This window comes from Mesorhizobium sp. M4B.F.Ca.ET.143.01.1.1 (assembly GCF_004792275.1).
Classification (GTDB): Bacteria; Pseudomonadota; Alphaproteobacteria; order Rhizobiales; family Rhizobiaceae; genus Mesorhizobium; species Mesorhizobium abyssinicae.
This window is the reverse complement of record NZ_SRSR01000197.1, coordinates 1-337: the sequence shown is the minus strand read 5'-3', so window position 1 is coordinate 337 and position 337 is coordinate 1. Positions and strand designations below refer to the sequence as shown.

Annotated in this window: 1 protein-coding gene and 1 pseudogene; both read right to left on the bottom strand. The window is 64.4% G+C overall.

Features of this window, described 5'->3' with window-relative positions; translation table 11 throughout:
* Window positions 1–150 (bottom strand): annotated as a pseudogene (locus EN786_RS36610) (shikimate dehydrogenase); the annotation flags it as partial.
* A partial coding sequence (locus EN786_RS36605) for a Maf family protein (RefSeq protein WP_189524391.1) occupies window positions 143–337 on the bottom strand: 195 nt, incomplete at its 5' end. The gene EN786_RS36605 and the pseudogene EN786_RS36610, both read right to left, overlap by 8 nt.

Below are 337 nucleotides of genomic sequence, written 5' to 3'. Positions count from 1 at the left end.
TCCCAGGAACGCCGCAAAATCTTCCGGCCGCACGTCGAGCGCCTGGTAGCTGCCGTCGATGCCGTATTTCTCGAGCCAATAGCCGTGGATCATCGGCGAGCGCGAATGGGCGATCGGATGGCCGGTGACAAAGGCCTTTTTCTCAGCCATCGATCGCTCCCAGGTCGCGCAGCTTCTTCAGCACCGCCAGCAGCGGCAGGCCGACGATGGTGAAATAGTCGCCCTCGATTTTCTCGAACAGCTGGATGCCTTCGCCCTCGACCTGGTAGGCGCCGACGCTGGACAGCGCCTTGGCGCCGGCCCGCGCCAGATGCCTGCCGATGAAGGCGGGGTCGAG